Below are 25,314 nucleotides of genomic sequence, written 5' to 3'. Positions count from 1 at the left end.
GACTCATGAGCGATCTCCATGCGCGGTGGCGGCACTCAGGCTCCACGGCCCAATTCGCTTGATTCCAAACAGGACTTCGTAAAGCAACGGAATCAAGCCCAACGTCACCAGCGTTCCGAGCGCCAGCCCACCGATCATCGCGATCGCCATCCCTGTCCATAACGGTCCGGAGAAGAGCATGAGTGGCACCAGTCCCGAAATGCAGGTGACCTTGGTCATCACGATTGGACGAAGTCGTTGTATCGCGGCCCCAACCAAGGCTTCATGGCGCGGCAGGCCTTCCGCTAAGCCCTGGTCGATGCGTTCCAGCAACAGCACGGCGTTGTTGACAATGATCCCGAACAAGGCCAGTACGCCGAAGGTCGCCATGAAGCTGAAAGGTGTGCCGGTTAGCTTCAGAGCCAATACCACGCCGATAAGCGTGAAAGGGATCGTCGCGAGGATCACACCGAGCTTGCGGAAGGAATTGAACTGCCATACGAACAGCATCAGCATCGCCAGAAATGCGAGGGGCATGTAGGTCGACAGCGCGGCGTTCGATTCGGCAGCTTCCTCGATCTCGCCGCCAAGTTCGACCGAGTAGCCCGCGGGCAGGTCCAAGGCAGCGACGCTAGGCACCAGGCGGTTGACGATCTCCTGGGCGGTGTAGGAGGTGTTCTGTCCTTGCACGGTGATCGTGCGGATGAGATTGCGCCGTTGGATGACCGATGGCTCGCTCGCGAGCGATACGTCTGCGACCTGGGCCAGCGTCACCGCCGGACCGCCGTTGCTGGGATAGATGAGCGTCGCGCCTACGTCTGCCGTGCTGCGACGCTCGCTTACGATGCTGCGCAGGACGATCGGAACGGAGGTGTCACCGTCGCGAATCACCGAGATCGATCGGCCGCTGTAGCGGACATCCAGCCCGCCAGCGATGTCTTCAGTCGTTACGCCCGCCCGACGCGCGCGGTCCTGGTCAACCTTTACGTCGATGCGGCCAATGCGCGTATCCCAATCGTTCTTGACGTTGATGGTTCCGGGCAGCTTGCGCAGTGCTGCTTCGATTTTGGACGCAGCCTCCAACAATACCTCCTCATCCGGACCGCTGACACGATAGATGGCGGTCCCTGATTCGGTCGCACCGAGCGAGAAGCGCTTGGGCTCGGCGCGCACGTCGCCATGTGCGTGCGCAAAGTAGCTGCGGGTTCGGGCGAGGACAGCGTCGATGTCGCTCTTCGGCTTCAGTGTGACAACGAAGTACGCGATGTTCGATGCCGGCAGCGGTGGATTCAGGCTAAGGATGAAGCGAGGTCCACCATCGGCGACGTAGCCGATGTGATCGGAGACTTCTGGATTGATGTTCTTGTCGCCCAGCCAACTACTGATCTGCTTCACGCGTGCGAGCGTTTCGCGCGAATCCGTACCTGGGGCGAGCTGCACCGGAATCTGGAACTGAAGCCGGTCGGACTTGGGCATGAAATCGTAAGGCAGGGTGGTGAAGCCATACAGCGCAATGGCAAGCGCCGCGATCATCGACGCTACATAGACCGCCTTATGGTGGAGAACCCACTCCAGTACGCGCCGGTAGCCACGGTAGAAGCGGGTGTCATACGCGTCGCCATGCTCCTGCTTGTGGTGGGGTTTGGCGAAGTGGTAGCACAACAGGGGCGTGACAGTCAGGCACAGCAGCCACGATGCGAACAACGTCAGTGCCAGCACGACCACGAGATTGTGCAGATACTCGCTCGTGGCGTTCTGGCCAAAAAAGAACGGCGAGAACACGATCACGATCACGAGCGAGGACGTGAGCAGCGGAATGGCGAGCGTGCGGCCCGCCTCGAGGCAGGCATGCTTACGATCTTCGCCACCGGCTAGGCGGCGTTCGATGTCTTCGGCAATCACAATGCCGTTGTCCACCAACAAGCCGAGCGCAATGATGATGGCGCCCATCGAGACGTTCTGAAGCTCGATGTTCATCGCGCGCATGACGATGAGTGCACTGAGGATCGTCAACGGCACGATCATGCCCACGATGATCCCGGTTCGCCAACCGAGGAATAGCACGACGACACCGAGGACGACGATGATCGTCTCCATCATGACGTGGTTCATTTTGCCCATCTCGTGCTTGACGACATCGGCCTGGAAAGTGACGTATGACAGATCGAAACCCGCCGGCAGCAGCTTCTCCTGGTCTGCAACCCGTGCTTTGAGCGCTTTTCCGAACTGCTCCACGTTTTGACCAGAGGCCATCGAAACCGCCATGACGACCGCGGGCTGGCCTTTGTAGATGGCGGCAGACTCCGGCGGATCGGCTGGCCGCACACTCACCTGCGCCAGTTCACCCAATGCGATCGTCGGCATGGGCGCCGTACTACTTTGCGGTCGCGGCAGCGCGATCGGCATTGCTCGCAGGGAGGGAGCGTCACTCACTTCGCCACTGACCGCCAAGGTTGCATTGATGCCGCCGACGACAATTTGTCCACCCGAAGCGACGACGTTCTGTTTGACGAGTTGGTCGATCACCCCCTGTGGTGTCAGCTCCAATCGCGCAAGCCTAGGCCGATCGAACTCGAGATAGACGCGCTCTTCCTGCAGGCCGTAGAAAGTGATGCGCTCAATACCAGGCACGGTGTACAGGCGGTCGCGCATCTGCTTGAGCGCGACGCGCATCTCGCTCATGGAGTAACCTGGTGCAGTGACCGCAATCGAGGCAACCGCGACGCGGCCGAAGTCTTCGTCGACGAAAGGCCCCATCGTGCCCTGTGGTAAGGCATCCTTCGAATCGGCGACCTTGGCCCGGACGCGCTGCCAGATCGGTGCCAAGTCGGTGTAGCGGTCCCAGATCGTGACCTGGATCATGGCGCTGCCTGCGCGCACGGTGCTCGTCACGCGCTTGACCTCTGCCAGTTCGCGCAAGCGCTCCTCGATCGGCCGGGCAATGAGTTGCTCAACGCGTTCGGCGGGCAGCCCCGGGTTCAACGCCGTGACCATCGCATCGCGGACCGTGACAGTCGGCTCCTCCTGAGAAGGAAAATTCAGGAAGGTCGCGATGCCGGCGACGAAAATGATAAGCGCTACAAAGTAGGTAAGTCGACTGGCGCGCAGCGCCATCTCGGTGATCTTCATGATGAAGTAACCTGGTGGATCGCGTTAGCGCTTGGTCAATTGAGTGGTGGCTTCCAGTGGTGTCACTGGCTGTCCATCGGTGAGCCATCCGCCTCCGGCGGCAACCACCGTCTCGCCGGGCTTAAGTCCAGCGAGGACGCGCGCGCTGTCTCCTTCCTGTGCCGGCGTGAAGCGCACCGCGCGACGGTGCACCTTCTTATCTGCAGGGGTGTAGACGAAGACGGAAGCCTCACCCGGCTTCGTGCCGAGCACCAGCGAGGCATAAGGGACGGATACAGTCTCGGGCCGAGAGGTCTTGGAGGTCGCCGCAGGTGCGTCGAGCACGACCTGTACGGGAATACCTGGCCGAAGTGCGCGCGCTTGCGCGTTATCTTCAGGCACTAGCACCACGGGTAGGAGCGAGCCATTTTCGGCGCGCAGACCGACACGACGTACCACCGCTCGGATTGGTTGTTCGGCTCCGCTCCAGAACAGTTCTGCGCGTTGGCCGACATCTATGTGAGGTGCCTGTGTAGTAGACGCGTTCGCGATGATCTCAGTGCCACTGCGCACACCGTCGACCTGAAATACCGGCGCACCAGCAGCAATGTCGGTGAACGCCAAAGCCAGCTTTTCCGCCACGACACCATCGAAAGGAGCGACGATCATCGTGCCACGTTGTGCTCGTTCGGCCAGGCCAAGCGCTGCCTTGGCAGTGCGCGCTTGGCCCTCTGCGACCGCTAGCTGCGCCTTGGCGCTCTCGAACGCAGCAGGGGAGATGACTTCGCTTTCGAGCAACCGGCGCTGTTGATCTGTCTGTACACGTCGATCCATCAGGCCGGCTTCGGCGGCCGCCAGGGATGCTTGCGCTTGCGTCACGCGAAGCCGGTCAGGTTCCGCATCAAGTTCTGCCATGACTTGACCGCGGGCGAACCGTTCACCCACGTCGACGTTCAACTTGGCGATCCGTCCTCCTGTTTCAAATCCTAGGATGCTGCGCTCGGTTGCTCGCGCCGAGCCAGTCAATTCGATGCGGGAGCTATGCGGAAGATCCGACTGCGCGGCGGCGAGCTTCACTGCGCGCGGAGGCTCGGATACGGTGGATTGCGAGTTTCCGCACCCTGAGACCAGGGTCGAAATGAATAGTGTGCAAGCAACCGTCAAGGAGCGCAGTGCGCACGCGGTCATGAAAGCTCTACGGACGCGACTCATGGGTGTCCTTTCGCAGGGATCAGTTCGAGATGGCCCGAGGCGAGATCCTGGAGCGCCCGAAAGAAATGCCGCCGCTCTGCGGGTGCGAGTATCGGCAGACCCAGGAGATCGGCGAACAGGGCGCCATCCAATGCCAGCATGATGAGTGCCGCGGTCTCGGTGCCACGCGGGGATCGACGCACGCGTTCGTACTGCACGCGATACCACTCGCGCAGTGGGTCGAGAAGTGTTGGATCTTCCGCAGCTGCCGCGAGCAGCGCTGCGCCCATCTTCTGCATCTCGTCGTCGGGTATCGCTTCCACCTGGCTCGACAGCCAGGGGTCCGGGTCTCCGGCAAACCTGCGCTCGTGATTGGCTTGTACCGCGTCGAACGCCCGGATCATCTCGTCGATCAGTGTCACGAACAAATCGCGTTTGGTCTTGAAATGATAGAGAAACGCCCCTTTGCTCAACCCGGCCCGCACGACGACGGCGTCCAGCGTCAGACGACTGGCGCCTTCCTCCAGCACCAGTTCGCGAGCGGCCTGCAGGATGCGCTCGCGAGTTAGCTGGGCTCCTTGCTGGAGAACGGGCTGCGCATCGGTGCTGCTATGGGCGGTGGACGGGGGGGGCAACTTTGTTTTCGCGCGAGGCGGCATGGTCGTGCTCCAAAAAAAGCTTGAGTCATATACAGTCCAGACGGTATAGTAGAAGGCGTAAAACAGTCCGTCAAGACTTTTTCGGAATGCAAGGACCTGCCATGTCTCAAATTCTTGAACGCTATCGCCTCATGGCCATGATTTCGCCGCTAATGCTTCTTGCGGCTTGCAGCCATGCTCCGCACTCTGCCGATCCGCCTCGCCTGGATGTACCGGCCCATTTCTCAAATGAAGAGGGAGGTGAAGGCATCCTGGACAAATCATCCCGCCGTACTCTTCCCGTCGACTGGTGGACGGCCTACGGCGATCCACAGCTCAATGTCCTAGTCCGGGCGGCGCTGGAGCGCAACACCGAACTGTCGATTGCGCGCGCGCGCGTCGACGAGGCCTCGGCCGCCACGCGGCGAGCACGGGCCTCCCTGCTCCCCTCGTTGTCCGCGGGCACGCAGGCAACTCGAGGACGCGACTATTCAGAGAACGTTGCGATCGGCAATGATGGCCGCGCCACGTTGTCTGCATCGTGGGAGGCAGACCTGTCGGGGCGGCTTTCGCAGGCAGCAGAAGGTGCGCGCCTGGATGCGGTGGCAGCCGAACAAGCGTGGGTTGCCACGCGTTGGCAGGTCGCGTTTGAAACAGTGTCGGCGGCTGTGCAGCAGCGCCAAGCCAGTGAACTCGAAGCGCTCGCCACGGCGCGGCTGGCATCCGCCGAGCGACTCGTCTTGCTGACACAACGGAAGTTCGAGGCCGGACAAGCTACCGGCTTCGACATCGAGCGAACCCGCTCCGGCGTCGTCGCACTGCGTGTGGAGCAAGAGCAACTTCGGCGTGCGCGCGGCGAGGCGACGCATGCACTTGATGTACTAGCGGGACAAACGCCCGGAGCGTCTGCAGCTTCTCCGACTCTTGCTTCACTCGCCGCCCCCAATTGGACACCGACACGCATACCTGCGGACCTGCTGAGTGAGCGGCCCGACGTGCGCGCCGCCGAAGCGAAGTTCGCAGCCGAAACCGCGCGCTGGAACGCAGCCGAAGGCGAACGCTTCCCTAAGCTGGTGTTGGACCTGAGCGGCGGACGGCAGCGCGTTGAGAGTGCGGGGACGCGCATTACCGGCAACATTTTTTCACTTGGGGCCGGGGTTTCGTTGCCGATCTTCGATGGTGGCGCGATCCGTGCCGGCATCGAGACCGGAGAGGCGCGCAGCCGAGCTGCGCGCGCGGAGTTCGAGCGCACTTTGTTGAGTGCATTGCAGGACGTAGAGAACGCATACCTCGGTTGGCATACGCAGCACGCCGCACTGGAGCATCAGACCGAGGGGGTCGCAGTCGCGGAGCGTCAGCTCGATCGCAGCCGCCGTCTGTTTGAGGCGGGACAAGTGGACGCCACGGTGGTGGCCGAGGCTGAGGCGGGGGTGATGTCAGCGCAGGCTTCGCTGATCCGCACGCGGGCCGAGACAGCCGTGCAATGGGGTGTGCTGGCAAAAGCACTATCCGGCCCACCTGTTTGATCGGGGAAGCTTGCTGGAGCAGCTTGCGAAGGCTAGATAGCGTGGCGCAAGGCGAAGGTGGTGAGGCCTAAGTGAGGAGGAATGCGAACATGGAAATTCGGCATCTGCGCTACTTTCTAGCGGTGGCAGAGGAACTGCACTTTGCCCGAGCCGCAGAGCGCCTCCACATCGAGACATCGCCGCTGTCGCGCGCCATCAAAGAGCTTGAAGAGGAGTTGGGCGTAGCGCTATTTGCGAGAACCACTCGGAGCACCCGCTTGACTCGTGCAGGCAGACTCTTCTTTGAGAGCGTACCCCGTGTCTTCGCAGCTTTGCAGCAGGCGCGCGACAGTGTGAACGCCGCAGCCAATGGCTTTCATTGCCAGCTACGTTTTGCATTGTCTGATGGAATCACGCCATCGCGCCTGCCTGCGTTGTTGGCGCTCTGCCGGCAGGAAGAGCCGGAAGTGGAAGTTCGCTTCTTCGAAGTGCCTTTGTCACAGCAAATCAAGGGATTGTGTGGCGAACTGTACGATCTCGGCTTCGCTCAATCGGATGAAGTCGGCGAAGGCATCATCGCCGTGCCGGTGTGGAGTGACCCTCTGATGGTAGCTGTGCCCGCACGGCACCCCTTGCTATCCCACAAACAGATTCCCCTGGAAGAGCTGTTGCGGTATCCGCTGGTGCTCTGCGACGCGGTGGCGTGTGAGGGCCATGCTCGGCAAGTTGAACGGGTGCTACGTCGCGTGGACATTGAGCCTCTAATTGCCGAACGCGTGACTTCCAGCGATCTAATGATGGTCCTGGTTTCGGCGGGACTTGCACTAGGCCTCACAGGAGGTGCGCATATTACTGCCAGCAGGGAACAGGGTGTGGTCGCACGGCCGCTGACTGGAGGTTCGCCCATGCTCACGACCTATCTGCTACGACCGGCCAGCGAGCCGTCAGAAATACTGACTCGCTTCATGGAACGCGTTCATTCGATCAAATCTCCAGACGCCAAAAGTCGGCGGTAAACCATCACACAATCTCCCAAGGAAACTTAACCATGAAGAAGATTGCTCTCATATTGCTTTCCTCGACACTGGCAGCCTGCAGCCCATCCGGGAAACCAGATAAAGGCAACCTTCCGACGGTCGATGAATTAGCGCTCAATCCTGAGCGGCTGAAAAAGTTGCGCCAGCAATGCAAGTTGGATCGTCCTATGCTGGGCGACCAACTATGTAACCGGGTTGCCGAGGCTACGCGAAAGCGCTTTTACGAAGATGGCGATGTGCCCTACACCACACCTAAAGAGCCGCCGAAGTTCTAAGCTGGTGGTCACGCTGGAGTATGTATGCCGGATATGAAAAACTTGAAGGAGAATTGCAATGGGCTGGATCTATCTTGTTTTGGCTGGATTGTTTGAAATCGGATGGCCGGTCGGGCTGAAAATGGCGCAAGAGCCAACATCGCGTTGGAGTGGGGTCGCAGTAGCCGTCTCTTTCATGACAATTAGCGGCGCCTTCCTATGGCTTGCTCAGCGTCAGATACCGATTGGGACTGCTTATGCGGTGTGGACGGGTATCGGAGCGGCGGGAACGTTCTTAGTCGGAATTCATTTCTATGGCGACCCAACCTCCCTGATGCGATACCTTGGCGTGGCGCTGATCATCCTGGGCGTTATCACGCTCAAGTTATCGAGTTGAGTACTAGCTCCTTTGATAGCGTAGTCACTGGGACACCCTGCGACACAGACTGGATCGGGTTCTGGGAACTCGCACGGTCACCTCCTCCTAGTCGTTATATGTGGTGAGCTTGCCGCAGCCTCGGGAGAGTTCGAGCCAGTGCGCGTAAGGCGGTGGAGCAGCCATTCCGGGTGCTCCACCTTCAGCTCCTGCAAAGGTGGAGAAAGAGTGTGGGTTGGCTAGCATGGCGCGGCCAAGAATCACCAAACCCATCTACCTGCCAGCGATCACGTGCTCGGCCATTCGCGGATCGTCGATGCCCCAACTCACTGCCACAGGTAGCCCAGTCTCGCGGCTCATGCGTTTGGCAAAGGGGCTGACGCGACGGCCGGCAACCAGCGGCTGGCCATTCGCTTCCTTGACATTAACCAGTCCGGCTCGGCCGTGGCAGGCCGCCGCGACCACCCTGCCGTCAGCCCAAGCGCCCGACAGCAGATTGACGAGCGCCCCGCTCCGGGTAAGTCCCACATGGTGCCATGGCCGCCGGGCAGGAACATCACCGCACCCCCTTCCGGGGCGATGCTGTCGATCTTCAGCGAGCCTTCGAGCTTGTCCATCGACACCTTGTCATCGAGGAAGCATTCCACGCTCGGCGGGTTCATGCCTTCGCTCGCTATGGAATGAGGATCCACCGGAATCTCGCCGCCGGCGATTGACGCAATATCCACATTGGCACCTGCATCGACCAAGGCGTAGTACGGGGTGGACTGTTCCTCGAACCACACGCCGGTCAGGCGCGGGTCGTCGCCCATCGTTGCCTGCGAAGTCAAAACCAGCAGAATCTCGAGGGGAGTTCCCATCATGGTTTTCTCAGTTCAGACGCTTGGGATCAAGCGGCCAGCGACCATTACGCCTGCTTGGCTTTGCGCGCTGTCTCGACCAAGCTGTCGAGCCAGTCCTGATGGCCGTTGATCATCGGGTTGGGTTTGGCGTTGTGCAGCTCCTCGGCCGGCTTGCCCTTCTGCGTTTCCTGCGTGAGGATGCGCACGCGCCCGCCGTCCAGGTTCTCGACCAGCCAGGCGTGATGCACATCCAGGCGCGTATCTGTGCCTTCCTCGCCGGACCAGCCGTGCCAGGCCACGCGGCCGGGTTGCCCATCCGCAGGTGCCACGTACTCGTTGCACTGCCCCTCTACCGGGAAGCCGAAGGTCTCGAAATAAAATCGATCGCCGTCGGCCAGTACCGGGCCTTTGCCGCCATGAAAGCGCACGTTAGCCGAGTTGGCGTAGTAGCTTGGCCACAGCGATGGTGTGACGAGTAGCGGCCATACGTCGGCCGCGCTCAAGCCGGCGGCGATGATCTCATTAGAGGCGAAATTCTCAGTAAAGCCCGGCGTGTAGCCTTCGGGCCAGAGGATGGCGTTCTGTTGCTTGCTCATATCGAAGCTCCTTCACAAAATGTCAATGACGCAACAGGGGTGGCTGCGTCATTCAAGTGGTCATAGAGCAATCATGAGCCTCCCTGTGAAATAAGTGAAATCCTAATTTTTTATTTTTGAAATCATATAATTTGATATCAGCGTCTAGGTTCTGCCATCCGCCGACAAGGCTATCTCGCAGCGGTGCTACGAAAGGGTCCGTCTCCAATTGAGCCGGCTGATTGCATATTTGTAGTGCGAGGCAGAGTTGTGCTGAGCATGACGATGAGAGCCATCTTGCCTACTTGTTGTTAGCACAGGAAGTGAACAGCAGTGCTCGTATCCAGCGATGTGCTGGATCGTGATGGGTGCGTTCGTGCCAAGCAGCCGTCTTGGTGAACCCCGGTATCTTCATCGGCGGCAGGGAGATAGCCAGCTTGTCCATACCGGCGACCAAGCGGCTCGGCAAGATCGCGACCATGTCACTGGCACGCAGGATGTCTGGCAAGATCAGAAAGCTCTTGACCGACAGTGTGACGCTTCGTTGTTTGCCCAACTGTTCTAGCGCATCGTCGGTGACGCCGCGGAAACCTCCACCATCGTAGGAAACAAGCGCATGGTCGAGAGCACAGAACTGCTTAACTGTCAGCTTGCGCCCCATAGCCGCTGGATGGTCTTCCCGCAGGACACACACGTAGTGCTCCTTGAATAGCTCTCGGGCATGCAGATTTGGCGGAGTGATCTCTGGCGTCAGGAGGGCTAGATCGATTTGACCGCGCTCAAGCTGGTTCTGTAGCAGTCCGCTCTCGACTGGCACTAATGAGACTCGAACGCGCGGTGCGTGCTGTTTGAGTGCCGATAGAAATGGGACAGCAATGGCACGCAGCGCATAGTCCGTCGCGGCGATGGAGAAGGTCAGTTGTGCGGTGGCCGGGTCGAAAGAAGGTGGCTGGAGCAGCGCGTCGATTTCCGCTAGCACCTGTTTGACAGATATCCCTATGTCTAGCGCCCGCTGCGTCGGAACGATGCCCCGCTGCGCACGCGCGAACAGCGGGTCGCCGAAGCTTTCACGCAGCCGCGCAAGCATGCCGCTCAAGGCCGGTTGGGTTAGTCCAAGACGTGCTGCCGCCCGTGTCACGTTGCGTTCGTCCAACAATACGTCCAGCGCCTTGAGTAAGTTGAGATCCATGCTCTTGATATCTTTCATTCTTATCCAGATTTCAATAAATAATTCTTTCCCATGATATCTAGATTCTGCTCATGAGGGGAGCGAGACCCAGCGAGAATTTTTTTCTGGGCAACCTCTTGGAAACTCCAAATGCGCCATAGGGTGCTTTAGTTTGCGGCGTTTGTCTTCGACTCGCCCCGCCGCTCATTCTTTCTTTTCCCTCGACCGTTGTGCTCAAAACGGTCTTTGACGGGCACCCACGCGGCACCGATCCTCGCTCTATGCGGCACGTTCCTGTGCCGCTTTTGAACGAGGAATCAGTGCAGGGAAATCGGAGGCCAGTCAATGCAAGCTCAGGGCGTACTGTTCGGGCAGATCGCCGCCGTATTCGGCATCGTGATCGCCGGCGTGTGGGGTGCAACGCAATGGACAGCCGCCGCCCTGGGCTATCAACTACGCCTTGGCTCGCCATGGTTCGACTTCTTTGGAACCCCGGTCTATCACCCTTGGCGGCTGTTCGAGTGGTGGTTCTTCTTTGATGCCTACGCGCCGCACGTCTTCGATATCGGCGGGGCCATCGCGGGTGGAAGTGGTCTGGTGGCCGTGGTGGTCGCCATCGCCATGTCGGTGTGGCGCTCGCGGCAAGCGCGCCTTGTCACCACCTACGGTTCGGCACGCTGGGCCGATGCGGAAGACATACGCAAAGCTGGGCTGATCCAGCCCGACGGGGTTTTCCTCGGGCTGCATCGCGGCCAGTACCTCCGCCATGAAGGCCCGGAACACGTCCTGACCTTCGCACCAACGCGCTCGGGCAAGGGTGTGGGCCTGGTCGTTCCCACCTTGTTGAGTTGGCCCGCATCCGTCGTCGTTCACGACATCAAAGGCGAGAACTGGACGCTCACCGCAGGCTGGCGTTCGCGGTTTAGCCACTGCCTCCTGTTCAACCCCACGGATGCGCAGTCGGCAGCCTACAACCCGCTGCTGGAAGTGAGGCGCGGCGCGCACGAAGTGCGCGACGTGCAGAACGTGGCCGACATTCTTGTCGATCCCGATGGCGCACTCGAACGCCGGAACCATTGGGAAAAGACCAGTCACGCGCTGTTGGTCGGCGCCATCCTGCATGTGCTGTACGCAGGCGAGGACAAGACGCTGCGCGGCGTCGCCAACTTCCTCAGCGACCCGGCGTGTCCGTTCGAGCTGACGCTGCACCGGATGATGACGACGAAGCACCTGGGCGATGCGCCTCACCCGGTTGTCGCATCCGCTGCCCGCGAAGTGCTTAACAAGTCGGACAACGAGCGATCGGGCGTGCTCTCCACCGCCATGTCGTTTCTCGGCCTGTACCGCGACCCGACCGTGGCCGAAGTCACATCGCGCTGCGATTGGCGCATCGCCGACCTGATTTCCGCCGAGCACCCGGTATCGCTCTATCTGGTGGTGCCGCCCTCCGACATAAGCCGCACCAAGCCGCTGATCCGGCTCATCTTGAACCAGATCGGGCGGCGGCTGACCGAATCGCTCGACGGCAGCGATGGCATCGCGCGCCGGCACAAGCTGCTGCTGATGCTGGACGAGTTTCCGGCGCTGGGCCGCCTCGATTTTTTCGAGTCCGCGCTTGCCTTCATGGCCGGGTACGGCATCCGCAGCTTTCTCATCGCTCAAAGCCTGAACCAGATCGACAAGGCGTATGGGCAGAACCATTCCATCCTCGACAACTGCCATGTCCGGGTGACTTTCGCCACCAACGACGAAAGGACGGCGAAAAGGATTTCAGAAACCCTCGGCACCGCCACCGAGCTTCGCGCGCAGCGCAACTACGCCGGCCACCGGCTCGCTCCGTGGCTGGGGCACCTGATGGTGTCGCGTCAGGAAACTGCACGGCCGCTGTTGACGCCCGGCGAGGTGATGCAGCTTCCACCTGATGACGCCGTGGTCATGGTGTCCAGCGTCGCCCCGATCCGCGCGAAGAAGCTGCGCTACTACGCCGACGCCAATTTCAAGAATCGCGTCCTGCCACCGCCCGCGCTCGTAGCCGGGAGGTACGCCGACGCGCCGCCAGCCCGCCCCGACGACTGGAGCGGCTTGGCGATCCCGGCCGTACCTGCGGCGCCGGCCTCGGCATCCGCCGATGGCCTGGGCGGCACCGATGACGGCGGCCCACGCCGCCAGCCCGAACTCTCCGAAACCGTCGCCTACGACCCCGAGCCGGACGCACATGCGAACGACCTGGCGCTGCTCGATGACGACGACCTGGCGCTGCCGCTTCCCGGCCAGCTCGACCCGGCCATGCAGCGCACGGCCCGGCTGGCTTCCCTCGACCCCAACGACGGAATCGACCTATGAGCCAATACCGCCTCAATCTTTTCATCCAGCCCGAGCACGCCCAGCGCCTGGACGAACTGGCCGCCAAGAAAGGCGTGTCCAAGTCGTCCATCGTCGCAGCGGCCTTGGCGTCCTGGCTGTCGCCCGATGCTGGCGACCAGCGCGAGGCCGCCATTGCCAAGCGGTTGGATCGACTGTCGCGGCAGACCGAACGCCTGGAGCGCGACCAGAACATCCAGATCGAAACGCTGGCGCTGTTCATCCGCTACTTCCTGACCGTCAGCACGCCGGTGCCCGAAGCCCATCAGGATGCGGCACGCGCCCAGGGCAAGGTGCGCTTCGAGCAGTTCGTCGAACAGTTGGGTCGCCACCTTCTGCGTGGCCGCAGTCTGGTGCGCGACGTGGTGGAGGAACTGCACCCCGATCCGATGCAGATGGATGACGCAGCAGCGATGGCCTCCGCCCATGAACGAACTGCGGAGCGTGCGTCATGAGTGCCGTTCCACAGATCCAGCCCGAACCTCGCTCATCCGCAGCAGCGTCCCAGGATCGCCGCATCCAGATGCTGCGCACTGCAATGGGGCCGCTGATCGCCGCTGCGCTCGAAGACCCGGATGTGGTGGAAATCATGCTCAACCCCGATCGCACCCTGTGGGTGGATCGGCTGTCGTCGGGTCGCTCGCCGCTGGGCGTGGAGATGCCCGAGGCCGATGGTGAACGCATCATCCGCCTGGTCGCCGCGCATGTCGGCGCGGAGGTGCATCGCGGCCAGCCGCTCTTGACCGCCGAGTTGCCGGAAACCGGCGAGCGTTTCGAGGGCATCCTGCCTCCGGCCGCCCCGGGGCCAGCCTTCGCGCTACGCAAGCGGGCCGTGAGCATCATCGGCCTGGATCGCTACGTGGCCGACGGCATCCTGACCGCCGGGCAGGCCGAGTTCCTGCGCCGCGCCGTGCGCGAGCGGCAGAACATCCTAATCGCCGGCGGCACCAGCACCGGCAAGACCACGCTGGCGAACGCGCTGCTGGCCGAGATCGCCGCCACAGGCGACCGCGTGCTGGTGCTCGAAGACACCATCGAGCTGCAATGCGCGGCCCGCGACCATGTGCCGCTGCGCACCCGCGCCGGCGTCGTCACCATGACCGAGCTGGTGCGGGCCACGATGCGCCTGCGGCCTGACCGCGTGATCGTCGGCGAGGTGCGCGGCGGCGAAGCCCTCGACCTCATCAAAGTGTGGGGCACCGGCCACCCCGGCGGCATTGCGACCATCCATGCCGGCTCCGCGCTGGGCGCGTTGCTGCGCCTCGAACAGTTGATTCTCGAAGTCGCTGTGAATCCGCCGCGGGCGCTGATCGCCGAGGCGGTCAACGTCGTCATCAACATCGCCGGACGCGGCCGCAAGCGCCACGTCGAAACCATCGCCCGTGTCGTCGGCTTCGACGGCACCGGCTATCGCCTGGCGGACGCACTGGAAACGCCGTTTCCCGAGCTGACGCCGGTTCCTCTCGCAGCCGACGCCGCTGCACATTCCCGTCCCCCAACCAACTTGGAGAACTGCCATGACGCACGTTGATTCTTTCCGCTTTTCCGTAAATCCGCTTCCTCGCCTGTCCGGCCTGGCGCGGCTGCGCAGCCTCACCCGCCCTGCGAGGCAGGGGCTGCTGCTGGCCGCGCTGCTGCTGTTGCTGGCCGGAACGGCGCAAGCCGCCGGTTCCTCGATGCCGTGGGAGGGGCCCTTGCAGTCGATTCTGGAGTCGATCCAGGGGCCGGTGGCACGCATCGTCGCGGTCATCATCATCATCGCCACGGGCCTGGCGCTGGCCTTCGGCGACACCAGCGGCGGCTTTCGCAAGCTGATCCAGATCGTGTTCGGGTTGAGCATCGCGTTCGCCGCTTCCTCGTTCTTCCTGTCGTTCTTCTCGTTCTCCGGCGGGGCCGTCGTATGAGTACGGCCAGCGACCTTCCAGGCTTCGAGGTGCCGCTGCATCGCTCGCTGACCGAGCCAATCCTGCTGGGCGGCGCGCCGCGCACCGTGGCAATTGCCAACGGCACGCTGGCCGCCGCCGTCGGGCTGGGCCTGCAACTGTGGATTCCCGGCGTGGTGCTCTGGATCGTCGGCCACTCGCTGGCCGTATGGGGTGCGCGCGTCGATCCGCAGTTCATGCAGGTCTTCGCGCGGCATATCAAACACCGCCCGCTTCTGGACGTGTGAGGGGAGGACGCCATGCTGAACCTTGCCGAATATCGTCAGCGCCCGGCCTTGCTTGCCGACTGGCTGCCCTGGGCCGGGCTGGTCGCGCCGGGCGTTGTGCTGAACAAAGATGGTTCGTTTCAACGCACGTTCCAGTTTCGCGGCCCCGACTTGGACAGTGCGACACAGGGCGAGCTGATTGCCACGTCGGCGCGGCAGAACAACGCGCTTCGCCGTACCGGGTCTGGCTGGGCCTTCTATATCGAGGCCGAGCGGATGCGGGCATCGAGCTATCCGCAATCCTCCTTTCCCGAACCACTGTCCTGGCTGGTGGATGAGGAGCGACGCGCGGCGTTCGAGGAGTCGGATGGCCATTTCGAGAGCGTCTATCACTTCACGTTGCAACACCTACCGCCGCAAGAGTCTCGCGCCCGTGCGGCTGGGATGCTGTACGAGAACCGGCCCACTGAGGGTGTGGACTGGCGTGGTCGGCTTGATTCCTTCGTGGCAGAGACCGATCGCGTGTTCGACCTGCTCGATGGTGTGATGCCGGAGATTGCCTGGCTGGACGATAGCCAGACGCTGACCTACCTGCATGCCACAGTCTCCACCCGGCGCTATCGCGTCGGCGTGCCCGACGTGCCGTTCCATATCGACGCACTGCTTGCCGATGCCGCGCTGGTCGGCGGCCTGGCGCCCATGCTGGGCGATCAGCACCTGCGCGTGGTGTCGGTACGAGGCTTCCCGACCTCGACCTGGCCGGGGATCTTGGACGACCTCAACCGCCTGGGCTTTGCGTATCGCTGGAGTACGCGCTTCCTGTGCCTGGACAAAGCCGAGGCGGAACGGGAATTGGGGCGCTTGCGGCGCCAATGGTTCGCCAAGCGCAAGAACGTCATCGCGCTGCTGCGCGAAACGATCTTTCAGCAGGAAAGCCCGCTGGTCGATACCGATGCCAGCAACAAGGCCGCCGACGCCGATGCCGCCTTGCAGGAGCTGGGCAGCGATCAAGTCGCCTTCGGCTACCTCACCGCCACGGTGACGGTGCTCGACGCCGACCCGGCCGTGGCCGACGAGAAGCTGCGCATGGTGGAGCGCGTCATCCAGGGCCGGGGTTTCGTGACCATCCCCGAAACCCTCAACGCAGTCGATGCCTGGCTGTCGTCCGTCCCCGGCAACGCATACGCGAACGTGCGTCAGCCCATCGTTTCGACGCTGAACCTGGCGCACATGATGCCGATGTCAGCGGTATGGGCTGGGCCGGAGAAGAACGAACACCTCGATGGCCCGCCGCTGATCGTCACCCGCACCGATGGCGCGACGCCGTTCCGGCTGGTGACGCACATCGGCGACGTGGGGCACACCCTTGTCGCCGGGCCGACCGGCATGGGCAAGTCGGTGCTGCTCGCCATCTTGGCCATGCAGTTCCGGCGCTACTTCGGCTCGCGGATCTTCGCCTTCGACATGGGCCGCTCGATGCGCGCCACCATCTTCGGCCTTGGCGGTGAGCACTATGACCTCGGCGCCGATGGCGGCATCGCCTTCCAGCCACTCGCGCGAATTGCCCACGAGGGCTACCGCACCTGGGCCGCCGAATGGGTGGAGGGCCGGCTGCTGCACGAAGGCGTGACGGTCGGCCCGGACGAGAAGGCTGCCATCTGGTCGGCGCTGAGAAGCCTTGCCGGTGCGCCGGTGGAGCAGCGCACCATGACCGGCTTGTCGGTGTTATTGCAGTTTAACGCGCTGCGCCAAGCGCTCGCGCCCTATGTGCTGGGCGGCGCACACGGCAAGCTGCTGGACGCTGACCACGACCGGCTGGGCATGGCCGACGTGCAGGGCTTCGAGATGGAAGAACTGATGCACAGCCCGGCCGCCGTGCAAGCGGTGCTGCGCTACCTGTTCGCCCGCTTCGACGAACGTTTCGACGGCGCGCCCACGCTGTTGATCCTCGATGAAGCGTGGCTGTTCCTCAATGAGCCGTCCTTCGCGGCCCGCATCCGGCAATGGCTCAAGACGCTCAGAAAAAAGAACGTCAGCGTCATCTTCGCCACGCAGTCGCTGGCCGACATCAAGGACTCGACCATCGCGCCAGCCATCATCGAAAGCTGCGCGAGCAGGATCTTCTTACCTAACCCGCAGGCCACCGAGCCGCAGATTCGCACGATCTACGAAGGCTTCGGCTTGAGCAGCCGCCAGATTGAGATCGTGGCGACCGCCCAGCCCAAGCGCGATTACTACTACCAGTCGCGCCTCGGCAATCGCCTGTTCGACCTCGACCTGGGGCCTGTCGCGCTCGCATTCGCGAGCGCATCCACCCCTCAAGACCAACGCGACATTGACCGCGTGCTGACGCAGGCCGGCGCTCCCGGCTTCGCCGGCGCGTGGCTGCGCCATCGCGGCCTCGGCTGGGCCGCCGACCTGCTGCCGTCCGCTCCGGCGGCAGCTTCCTTTCTCGCTTCTCAACCGCTGGAGGTTTCGCCATGATGACCAAGCCCCGTTTGCTCTCTGTCTCACTCGCTGCTGTGCTGTCGGTATCGCTGTTGGCCGTGCAGCCCGCATCCGCGCTGACGGTGTTCGACCCGTCCAACTTCGTGCAGAACACGCTGACCGCCGTGCGCACGCTGGAACAGATCAACAACCAGATCAACCAGCTCCAGAACGAGGCGCAGATGTTGATGAACCAGGCCAGGAACCTGGCAAATCTCGACTTCAACATCGTCAACCGCCTGCGCTCGACGCTCGCCACCACCGAGCGCCTGATCGCCGAGGCGCGCGGCTTGGCCTACGACGTGCAGAGCATGGATGCCACGTTCGCCCGCCTGTACCCGGAACAGTACGCCTCCACCATCAGCGGCGACCGCATGGCACAGGATGCCCGCGAACGCTGGCAGAACACCTTGAACGGCCTGCACACCGCGATGCGGATGCAGGCGCAGGTGTCGCAGAACCTCGCCCAAGACGAAAGCGCGCTGGCCGACCTCGTGAGCCAGAGCCAGTCGGCCACCGGCGCGCTGCAAGCGATGCAGGCGACGAACCAGCTCCTGGCTTTGCAGGCCAAGCAGTCGATCCAGGCGCAGCAGCTCCAGATCACGCAAGACCGGGCCGCTTCGCTGGAACTGGCGCGGCAAGCGGCGGCTATGGAGCGCGCCCGCGAAGTGCGGCGGCGCTTCCTCGGCACCGGCACGCCGTACACGCCGCAGTCCGTCAACTTCTACAACAACTGACCGGAGGCGGCCATGCGATGCGCTTCCGTCCTGCTGGCCGTGCTGCTGACCGCGTGCGGCCAGCAGCCGGCCGAGAACCTGGCCGACGCCCTGGCCGCAGATCCGGTGCGGCTCAAGGCGTTGCGCGGGCAATGCGCGGTCGACCGGCAGGCCATGGGCGAGGATGCCTGCCGCGCCGCCGCCGAAGCCTTCCGGCGGCGCTTCTTCGCCGGCCATACCGGGCCGGATGAATACAACTCGCTGGCTGAACTCCCGCCGATTCCGCCGAGCTTCGATACGCCCGCAGATGAATTGCCAGAGGGCGCCGTTCCGCTCACTCCGCCCGAGGATTCGCCATGAACGACGTGACCATCATCGACCGTTTCCTCGATACGTTCTCGCGCTACATCGACTCGGGCTTCGGCTTATTGCAGGGCGAAGTGGCATTTCTCACCGCCACGCTCATCGTCATCGACATGACGATCGCTGGCCTGTATTGGGCCATGAGCCACGCCACCGGCCAGGGCGACGACGTGATCGCCAAGCTGCTGCGCAAGGTGCTCTATGTCGGCGCGTTCGCCTACATCATCGGCAACTTCAACTGGCTGGCGAGCATCGTGTTCCGCTCGTTCGCCGGCTTGGGAATCACCGCTACCGGCTCGGCCATCACGATGGAGAACTTTCTTCAGCCGGGCCGGCTGGCGAAGACCGGCATCGACGCAGCCGCGCCGATTCTGGAACAGATCGGGGACATGGCTGGGTTCCCCGAGGTGTTCGTGAACATCGACCCTATCGTGGTTCTGTTCATCGCCTGGCTGGTGGTGATCCTCTGCTTCTTCGTGCTGGCCGTACAGCTTTTCATCACGCTGATCGAGTTCAAACTGACTACGCTCGCCGGCTTCGTCTTGATCCCGTTTGCACTCTGGAACAAGACCTCGTTCCTCGCGGAAAAGGTGCTAGGCAACGTGGTGTCGTCAGGCATCAAGGTCTTGGTGCTGGCCGTCATCGTCGGCATTGGTTCCGGGCTGTTTGCCGAGTTCCAGGTACATCCCGACGAACCATCAATCGACCACGCGCTGGTCGTGATGCTGGCCTCGCTCGCGCTGCTGGCGCTGGGCATTTTCGGCCCCGGTATCGCCACCGGCCTGGTGTCCGGTGCGCCACAGCTTGGTGCGGGCGCGATGGCTGGTGCTGCGGTCGGGGCTGTCGGCACCGGCGTTGCCATCGGAGCCGCCGCAACGGGAGTGGGCGGCGCCGTCATGGCTGGGGCACGAATGGCCCCGGCGGCCGCAAAGCTGGCCGGTGCCGGCGCGCGTGCCGCGACTTCGGCGGCCGGCAGTGCCCGATCGGCGTTCCAGGCCGGTTCCGCTGCGGCCGGCGGCGGTGCCAAGGGCGCGGCGGCTGGCCTCGGCAATGTCGCCAAGACCGGCGCACAAGCCGCAGGCCGCAGCGTCACCTCTGGTGCTTCCGCTGTTGGGCAGAAGGTGGCCGACTCCTTCCGCGCTGGCTGGAACGGCACAGAAGCCGGCAGCGACGGTGCTGGCCGCGGCCAGACCGCAGACGGCACCGCAGGCTCGCAGAAGCAAGAGCAACCGGCCTGGGCCAAGCGGATGCACCGCCGCCAGCAGGCTACCCATGCCGCGACCACTGCCGCCCACACGCTGCGCGGGGGCGACGGCGGCGGCTCCGGGCAAGGCCCGAGCCTGCGGGATTCCGATACCTAACCTTCAAGGAGAACACCCATGCGATTCAAACGACCGCAGGTGCGCTACGCCGATACGCCGCAGCCTGCCACCCCGTATCAAGCCGCCGCCCAGGTGTGGGACGACCGTATCGGCTCCGCCCGCGTGCAGGCGAAGAATTGGCGCCTGATGGCCTTCGGCTGCCTAGTGCTCGCGCTGTTGATGGCCGGCGGCCTGGTGTGGCGCTCGGCGCAGTCCATCGTGACGCCCTATGTCATCGAGGTCGATCAGGCCGGGCAGGTGCGCGCTGTAGGTAAGGCCGCTACGCCGTATCGGCCCGGCGACGCGCAGATCGCGCACCACCTGGCGCGCTTCGTGACGCTGGTTCGCTCGCTGTCCATCGACCCCATCGTGGTGCGGCAGAACTGGCTCGATGCCTACGACTACACCACCGACAAGGGCGCGGCGGTGCTCAACGACTACGCCCGCACCAATGACCCATTCGCCCGCATCGGCAAGGAATCGGTAACGGTGCAAATCACCAGCGTGGTTCGCGCCAGCGACACGTCTTTCAACGTGCGCTGGACAGAGCAGCGCTATGTCAACGGTGCGCCCGCCGGCACCGAACGCTGGAACGCCGTGCTTTCGACCGTCCTGCAAACCCCGCGTACTGAACAGCGCTTGCGCAAGAACCCATTGGGTATCTACGTCAACGGCCTGTCATGGAGCCGCGAACTGGATTCTTCCGAAGGAGCCAAACCATGAAACTTCGTTTCTGCCTTTACGTTTTTCCTTTGACGCTGCTGGCCCTCGCGGGCTGCGCCTCGCAGGGCAAGCCGCCGCCGTCCATCTCGCTCGACGAGCCGGTGCTGGCCCAGCCATTGCCCGAACCGCCCAAGCCCGTCGAAGTCGTCGCCGTCCCTGAACCGCTGGCGCTGCCGGCGCAGTTGAAGCCGCTGCCGGAACTCGATGAGGCCCCCGTTGCGCCGGAGCCGGCCGACGAAAAGGTGCGCGTTTCCCGTGCCAATGCAGAAGCGCGTATCGCGCCTACCCGTGAGGGCTACGTCAACGCGATTCAGGTGTGGCCGTTCACCGATGGCGCGCTTTATCAGGTCTATGCGTCGCCGGGGCGCGTGACGGTGGTTTCGCTTCAACCGGGCGAGGAACTGGTGACGGTCGCCGCCGGCGATACCGTGCGCTGGATCGTGGGCGACACGTCCAGCGGCGGCGGGGCCGATCTGCGCGTCAATGTGCTGGTCAAGCCCATCCGTTCCGGCCTGAAAACCAATCTCGTCATCACCACCAGTCGGCGCACCTACCTGCTGGAGCTGACCTCGACCGAGAAGGCATGGATGGCGTCGGTATCCTGGGACTACCCGAAAGACCGGATGCTCGCGTTGCAGCGCCAGGCGCAGGCTGCGCAGGCGACAACGCCTGTCGATACGGGCCTGTCGCTGGACAAGATCCGCTTCCGCTACGCGGTATCGGGCAGCAACCCGCCGTGGAAGCCGCTACGCGCCTTCGATGATGGAGAGAAGGTCTATATCCAGTTTCCGGCGGGCATCGCCCAGGGCGAGTTGCCGCCGCTGTTTGTCATCGGCGCGCAGGGCGACGGGCAATTGGTGAACTACCGTTTCCGCGCGCCGTACTACGTCGTGGATCGCCTGTTCGGCGCGGCCGAACTGCGGCTGGGCGGCGACGGCGGCGACGTGGTGCGGATCGAGCGCACCGATGGCGTTGCGCGGAGGAACTGACCATGAGCCAGGATGACACTCCCGACCTTGCCGCGCCGCAGGCGGCGGGCAAGATCGCTCCCGAGGCGGTCGCGCTTCGCGCCCAGCCGCGCCCGGTCACGCGCCTGAATCGGCGCACGCTGGCCATCCTCGCCGGCGTCCTGGCGGTGGCCGTGCTCGGCGCGGTGATGTGGTCGCTGCAACCTCAGCGGCGCGGTGCGGGCGAGCAGACCGAGCTTTACAACGTCGATCGTGTCTCGAAGTCTGAAGGACTGGATGCGCTGCCGACGGACTACTCCAAGCTGCCGCCGGCGTTGCCGCCTGCCGTTCCCGAACTGGGGCCGCCGCTGCCGGGCGATCTTGGCCCGGCCATCGTGAAGTCGCAGCAGCCGGCGACGGCCGCCTACGCGGCCCCCGGCCACGACCCGAACGATGCTCTGCGCAAAGAAGCCGAAGCGGCCGCGGCCTCGTCCGTGTTCTTCCGCTCGGGAGGGCAGAATGCGGCGCCGGTGGCGCAGACACAGGTGGCCGCTGCGCCGGGCTTCGCCGCCAATGCGGTGTTTGACCCGCTGGCGGCCGGGCCGGTCTCCACGGCGGCCCAGCCTGCTGACCCGACAGCGGTGCAAAACCGGCAAGACCATAAAGAGGCTTTCTTGAAAGGTGGCTCCACTGAAACCCGTAATTCCGGCAATCTGACCCTGCCAACTTCGCCGTATCAGGTCATGGCCGGAACGGTGGTCGCAGGTGCCTTGGTGACGGGGATTAAGTCGGACTTGCCCGGCGACGTGATCGCCACGGTGACGGAGCCGGTCTATGACACAGCCTCCGGGCGCTTCCTGCTGATTCCGCAGGGTTCGCGCATCCTGGGCAAATACAACAGCCAGGTCAGCTACGGGCAGAGCCGCGTTCAAGTCGTCTGGAACCGGATCATCCTGCCGGACACGTCTTCGCTCACGCTCGACAACCTGGCCGGCACCGACCCAGCCGGCTATGCCGGGCTGGAGGACGATGTGGACTACCACTGGGGCCGCATCTTTGCCGGTGCGGCACTCACCACGCTGCTGGGCGTCGGTGCCGAGCTGGCCGCGCCGGAGAACCGGCAGGATGGTGATCGCGTCATCATCGCTGGGCGCGACAGCGCGCAGGACAGCATCAATCAGGTCGGCCAGGAGATGACCCGGCGCAACCTCAACATCCAGCCGACCTTAACGCAACGGCCGGGCCTGCCGGTTCGCATCATCGTCAACCGGGATCTGGTGCTGCGGCGGTACCAGCCGCTGTTCTTCAACCGGGGGACTTCACGATGAGCACGACCAAGAAGCTGCGGCTCGGCCCGCTGCCGAAGACCGAGAGCACCAAGCTGACTTTCGTTTGCCCGACCAGCTTGAAAGCCGACCTCGACCGCTACGCCGCGCTACACGCGCAGGCGTATGGCGAGGCCGTTGATGCGGCGACGCTGATCCCGCATATGCTGGAAGCGTTCATGGCGGGGGATCGAGGATTCAGGAAGGGCACGGCGACCCGCAGCACACCACCGAAGCCGCCATGATTGCACCGCATGCTATTCAACGGCATCCATCGAACGCGCAGCCCAGGCTGCGCGTTCTTCATTCTGGATGCCGCCGAGCCTGTTGGGCTATGATGATGCGACAGGCCCGCCGTTCCTCGGCAATCCAGCACTACACAGTGCGATGCGGCTTTCTCTCCCAACGCTCCTATGTCGCTCCTAGCCGACAACGCCGCTCTTCTTCTAAGCGGCCCCGAAAGGAGCTAACCTACTGTCCCATATACGGTTTCAAGTCCTTCTTGATTTGCGCGAAAGACTTGACACCGGCACTTTTTTGTTGGCTGCGGGGAGGTCTTCGGCTGTTGTCATCGCGAGGGTCCGGGCCACTGCGCGGGTGGCAGGCATTTCGACAAATGTCCCCCGTCGCCCGCCTGCGGCGGTCGCCTCCTCCTTTACTTTGTCGAAATGCCTGCCACCCGCGCAGCGGCTCGGCTTGCGGAAAGTAGAGCCACTGCCACTGCAAAGGCCGCGTGGATGCCTGACACGCGGGGGGAGAGGGGCTTGCGTGCGAAGTAAAGGAGGAGGTGACGGCCGCAGGCCGGCGCCGGGGGACATTCGCACGCAAGCCCCTCTCCCCCCAGCGCTCGACCAACCTACTTCTCTGCTCGACGATGCAAAGAAAAAGCGCGGCCCCGATGTTCCGGAGGCCGCGCCAGGAGAGAGAGTGCCGTGGAAGGGGCGGGGGATCAGAACACGAAGCTGACGCCGGCCACAGGGCCCTTGAACTCCTGCTTCAGGCCGATGGTGCCGTCGCTGCCCTTCTTGTCCGCGTCGAGCTTGAACCAGTCGTAGCCAGCGAACACACCGAAGTTCTTCGTGAAGCGGTAATCGACGATGGCGTTGGCGCGGCTCAAGTCGCCCTTGTAGTCATCGAAGCTGCCCCAGCGGGTGTTGAGGTACTGGCCCTGCAGCGTGATCATCCACTTCTCCGACGGCGTGAAGCTCAGGCGCGCACCAACCACCGGAGCGACGCCGTCGGTCTTCTCGTTGAGGAACTGTCCCTCATAGACGGTACCCAGATCGGCGTAGGCCTTGCTGCTGACCTTGGCGTACTCGGCACCCAGCTGCAGGCCGAGGTCGAAGGTATCGGTGTCCACCACCGAGTAGTCATAGACCAGGCTGGCGACCTGGTACTTCAGCTCGCCCTTGACGAAGCTGCCGGACGGCACGTTGACGTCACCGAAGGAAATGTCCTGGCCAAGGGTCTCGCGGCGGTCCTTGTCGTACTTGAAGTAGTTGAACAGCAGGCGCTGGCGGTTGCTGATGCGGAACATGCCGTCGATGCGCGGCTCCCATTCCTTGCCCCCCAGCTTGAAGTCCTCGGAGAAACCGATGTCCTGGCCGGCGACGTTGGTCTTGCCGCGAAGGGTGTTGTCCGAGTCGATGTTCATCGCACCCAGGCGCAGGGCGAAGCGGTCATCGCCTTCAGCGGCGTGGGCGGCTGTGGCGAACGAAGCGCCGGCGGCGAGCAGAGAAAGGGCGAGCAGGGTGGGTACGGGGCGCATCGAAGAGTCCTTGCAGTGGTTCATCAGAATGAAGACCACTGTGCCGGACGGCGCCGTCCACCATCCGTGAACGTATGGTCCACGGCATGTGCACGGTTCAGCGCTGTCGCGACGATGCAAAAAAGATGGCCCCGGAGCGGGGCTTCGGGGCCATCGTGGGACCTGCGGGGCGAAGCGTCGACGAGGTTGCTGCAGGCAGGTCGAAAGATCGGACCGGCACGCTGCGGCGAAAGTTCCGTGGCCTGCGACCAAAGTTCAATGCTGCGCTGCAACATCGCGCGGACGTCATTGTCCCCCGGGTGGCACGCAAAAATGTAAGCGCTACCGCAACTTGCGGCTTCCCGGGATGAACAGGCAGCGGTTGTCTCGCAAATTGTCCCATTGCTATAATTTGGCGGCTCGATGAGGCCCCCCTTGCTGTAGTCGCCTCAGCCTTCCACT

Annotated in this window: 24 protein-coding genes; 17 read left to right on the top strand and 7 right to left on the bottom strand. The window is 63.3% G+C overall.

Annotated features, from left to right (window positions below; translation table 11 throughout):
- Nucleotides 1–3: 3 nt before the first annotated feature.
- The 3 genes from AC3ITW_RS19265 to AC3ITW_RS19255 form a co-directional block, all read right to left on the bottom strand.
- Nucleotides 4–3,108, bottom strand: coding sequence for an efflux RND transporter permease subunit (locus AC3ITW_RS19265; protein ID WP_016487828.1), 3,105 nt, complete (start codon nt 3,106–3,108; stop codon nt 4–6).
- Between the two features lie 24 nt (nt 3,109–3,132).
- Nucleotides 3,133–4,164 (bottom strand): efflux RND transporter periplasmic adaptor subunit, encoded by a 1,032-nt coding sequence (locus tag AC3ITW_RS19260; protein ID WP_223231736.1) that lies wholly within the window; start codon nt 4,162–4,164, stop codon nt 3,133–3,135.
- Nucleotides 4,165–4,295: 131 nt separating this feature from the next.
- The gene (locus tag AC3ITW_RS19255) at nt 4,296–4,937 is read right to left on the bottom strand and encodes a TetR/AcrR family transcriptional regulator (protein WP_016487826.1); all 642 of its coding nucleotides are present in this window, start codon (nt 4,935–4,937) and stop codon (nt 4,296–4,298) included.
- Between the two features lie 101 nt (nt 4,938–5,038).
- Between AC3ITW_RS19255 and AC3ITW_RS19250 the strand changes: the two genes are divergently transcribed.
- The 4 genes from AC3ITW_RS19250 (at nt 5,039) to AC3ITW_RS19235 (ending at nt 8,109) form a co-directional block, all read left to right on the top strand.
- Nucleotides 5,039–6,442, top strand: coding sequence for an efflux transporter outer membrane subunit (locus tag AC3ITW_RS19250; RefSeq protein ID WP_016487825.1), 1,404 nt, complete (start codon nt 5,039–5,041; stop codon nt 6,440–6,442).
- 89 nt (nt 6,443–6,531) lie between these two features.
- Nucleotides 6,532–7,437, top strand: a complete 906-nt coding sequence (locus tag AC3ITW_RS19245; protein ID WP_489389840.1) for a LysR family transcriptional regulator — start codon at nt 6,532–6,534, stop codon at nt 7,435–7,437.
- Between the two features lie 32 nt (nt 7,438–7,469).
- Nucleotides 7,470–7,733 carry an EexN family lipoprotein gene (locus tag AC3ITW_RS19240; protein WP_016487824.1) on the top strand — a complete coding sequence of 88 codons (264 nt, stop codon included), beginning with the start codon at nt 7,470–7,472 and terminating at the stop codon, nt 7,731–7,733.
- Between the two features lie 58 nt (nt 7,734–7,791).
- The gene (locus AC3ITW_RS19235) at nt 7,792–8,109 is read left to right on the top strand and encodes a DMT family transporter (RefSeq protein WP_000539741.1); all 318 of its coding nucleotides are present in this window, start codon (nt 7,792–7,794) and stop codon (nt 8,107–8,109) included.
- 335 nt (nt 8,110–8,444) lie between these two features.
- Here AC3ITW_RS19235 and AC3ITW_RS19230 read toward each other — a convergent pair whose 3' ends face one another.
- From AC3ITW_RS19230 to AC3ITW_RS19220, 3 genes are all read right to left on the bottom strand, one after another.
- Nucleotides 8,445–8,951: a type 1 glutamine amidotransferase family protein gene (locus AC3ITW_RS19230; protein WP_006378996.1), complete on the bottom strand. Its 507-nt coding sequence runs from the start codon at nt 8,949–8,951 to the stop codon at nt 8,445–8,447.
- Between the two features lie 44 nt (nt 8,952–8,995).
- Complete coding sequence (locus tag AC3ITW_RS19225; protein ID WP_016487823.1) at nt 8,996–9,526, bottom strand: SRPBCC family protein; 531 nt, start codon at nt 9,524–9,526, stop codon at nt 8,996–8,998.
- 280 nt (nt 9,527–9,806) lie between these two features.
- Complete coding sequence (locus AC3ITW_RS19220) at nt 9,807–10,712, bottom strand: LysR family transcriptional regulator (RefSeq protein WP_006378991.1); 906 nt, start codon at nt 10,710–10,712, stop codon at nt 9,807–9,809.
- A gap of 306 nt (nt 10,713–11,018) precedes the next feature.
- Here AC3ITW_RS19220 and AC3ITW_RS19215 point away from each other — a divergent pair, with 306 nt between their 5' ends.
- From AC3ITW_RS19215 to AC3ITW_RS19155, 13 genes are read left to right on the top strand one after another with little or no spacing between them, the layout of a single operon-like run.
- The gene (locus AC3ITW_RS19215; RefSeq protein ID WP_016487822.1) at nt 11,019–13,016 is read left to right on the top strand and encodes a conjugal transfer protein TraG; all 1,998 of its coding nucleotides are present in this window, start codon (nt 11,019–11,021) and stop codon (nt 13,014–13,016) included.
- On the top strand, nt 13,013–13,489 hold the full coding sequence (locus tag AC3ITW_RS19210) for a CopG family transcriptional regulator (RefSeq protein ID WP_006378865.1): 477 nt from the start codon (nt 13,013–13,015) through the stop codon (nt 13,487–13,489). The genes AC3ITW_RS19215 and AC3ITW_RS19210 overlap by 4 nt, the downstream gene beginning before the upstream one ends.
- Complete coding sequence (trbB, locus tag AC3ITW_RS19205) at nt 13,486–14,565, top strand: P-type conjugative transfer ATPase TrbB (protein ID WP_022652184.1); 1,080 nt, start codon at nt 13,486–13,488, stop codon at nt 14,563–14,565. The genes AC3ITW_RS19210 and trbB overlap by 4 nt, the downstream gene beginning before the upstream one ends.
- Complete coding sequence (locus AC3ITW_RS19200; RefSeq protein WP_006378803.1) at nt 14,552–14,938, top strand: TrbC/VirB2 family type IV secretion system protein; 387 nt, start codon at nt 14,552–14,554, stop codon at nt 14,936–14,938. Before trbB ends, AC3ITW_RS19200 begins: the two co-directional genes overlap by 14 nt.
- Nucleotides 14,935–15,204 (top strand): VirB3 family type IV secretion system protein, encoded by a 270-nt coding sequence (locus AC3ITW_RS19195; RefSeq protein ID WP_006378802.1) that lies wholly within the window; start codon nt 14,935–14,937, stop codon nt 15,202–15,204. Before AC3ITW_RS19200 ends, AC3ITW_RS19195 begins: the two co-directional genes overlap by 4 nt.
- Before the next feature lie 12 nt (nt 15,205–15,216).
- The gene (gene trbE / locus AC3ITW_RS19190; RefSeq protein WP_006378801.1) at nt 15,217–17,667 is read left to right on the top strand and encodes a conjugal transfer protein TrbE; all 2,451 of its coding nucleotides are present in this window, start codon (nt 15,217–15,219) and stop codon (nt 17,665–17,667) included.
- Nucleotides 17,664–18,407, top strand: a complete 744-nt coding sequence (gene trbJ / locus AC3ITW_RS19185; protein WP_006378800.1) for a P-type conjugative transfer protein TrbJ — start codon at nt 17,664–17,666, stop codon at nt 18,405–18,407. Before trbE ends, trbJ begins: the two co-directional genes overlap by 4 nt.
- Nucleotides 18,408–18,419: 12 nt before the next feature.
- Entirely contained in the window at nt 18,420–18,746 is a 327-nt protein-coding gene (locus tag AC3ITW_RS19180; RefSeq protein ID WP_006378798.1) for a hypothetical protein, read from the top strand.
- On the top strand, nt 18,743–20,110 hold the full coding sequence (gene trbL / locus AC3ITW_RS19175) for a P-type conjugative transfer protein TrbL (RefSeq protein WP_006378795.1): 1,368 nt from the start codon (nt 18,743–18,745) through the stop codon (nt 20,108–20,110). The genes AC3ITW_RS19180 and trbL overlap by 4 nt, the downstream gene beginning before the upstream one ends.
- A gap of 18 nt (nt 20,111–20,128) precedes the next feature.
- Entirely contained in the window at nt 20,129–20,833 is a 705-nt protein-coding gene (gene trbF, locus AC3ITW_RS19170; protein ID WP_006378793.1) for a conjugal transfer protein TrbF, read from the top strand.
- Nucleotides 20,830–21,822 carry a P-type conjugative transfer protein TrbG gene (gene trbG, locus AC3ITW_RS19165; protein ID WP_016487821.1) on the top strand — a complete coding sequence of 331 codons (993 nt, stop codon included), beginning with the start codon at nt 20,830–20,832 and terminating at the stop codon, nt 21,820–21,822. The genes trbF and trbG overlap by 4 nt, the downstream gene beginning before the upstream one ends.
- A 2-nt stretch (nt 21,823–21,824) precedes the next feature.
- Nucleotides 21,825–23,108: a TraB/TrbI/VirB10 family type IV secretion system protein gene (locus AC3ITW_RS19160; protein WP_016487820.1), complete on the top strand. Its 1,284-nt coding sequence runs from the start codon at nt 21,825–21,827 to the stop codon at nt 23,106–23,108.
- Nucleotides 23,105–23,350 (top strand): DUF2274 domain-containing protein, encoded by a 246-nt coding sequence (locus AC3ITW_RS19155; RefSeq protein WP_006378741.1) that lies wholly within the window; start codon nt 23,105–23,107, stop codon nt 23,348–23,350. The genes AC3ITW_RS19160 and AC3ITW_RS19155 overlap by 4 nt, the downstream gene beginning before the upstream one ends.
- Nucleotides 23,351–24,054: 704 nt before the next feature.
- Here AC3ITW_RS19155 and AC3ITW_RS19150 read toward each other — a convergent pair.
- On the bottom strand, nt 24,055–24,873 hold the full coding sequence (locus AC3ITW_RS19150) for a hypothetical protein (RefSeq protein ID WP_012512171.1): 819 nt from the start codon (nt 24,871–24,873) through the stop codon (nt 24,055–24,057).
- Between the last annotated feature and the right edge of the window lie 441 nt (nt 24,874–25,314).

The sequence above is a fragment of the Stenotrophomonas sp. KH_052 genome (assembly GCF_057838755.1).
The sequence above is the reverse complement of the archived record's forward strand: the minus strand, read 5'-3'. Positions and strand labels throughout refer to the sequence as shown.